Source organism: Neisseria sp. P0021.S005, from assembly GCF_051956955.1.
In genome coordinates, this window is sequence record NZ_JBQCWY010000913.1 from 1 (window position 1) to 504 (window position 504).

Genomic DNA, 504 nt, shown 5'->3' on the forward strand with positions numbered 1-504 from the left:
GCCTTTGCTTAAGTAGGCGTCAACCGTTTCGGGTTGAGCGAAGACGACACAAGGCTGGTCATTGCTTGCGCCTCGGGTGCAGGTTTGGCAGCCGTGTATAACGTGCCGCTCGCCTCCACACTTTTTATCCTCGAAGCCATGCTGGGCTTATGGACTCAGCCAGCCGTCGCCGCCGCATTGCTGACTTCCGTCATCGCCACCGCCGTCGCACGCATCGGCTTGGGCGACGTGCAGCAATATCATCCGGCCAACCTTTCCATCAACACCTCATTACTTTGGTTTTCCGCCATCATCGGCCCGATACTGGGCGCAACCGCCGTCTTTTTCCAGCGTACCGCCCAAAAGTTCCCCTTCATCAAGCGCGACAACATCAAAATCATTCCCTTGGCCGTCTGCATGTTTGCACTCATCGGCGTAATGTCCGTTTTGTTTCCCGAAATTTTGGGCAACGGGAAAGCAGGCAACCAACTGACCTTTGGCGGATTGACCGACTGGCAACACAGC

General features: G+C 56.0%; 1 pseudogene. It reads left to right on the forward strand.

Annotated elements, in window-relative coordinates:
- Positions 1-15: 15 nt before the first annotated feature.
- Positions 16-504: pseudogene (locus tag ACTHUE_RS20130) on the forward strand (chloride channel protein); the annotation flags it as partial.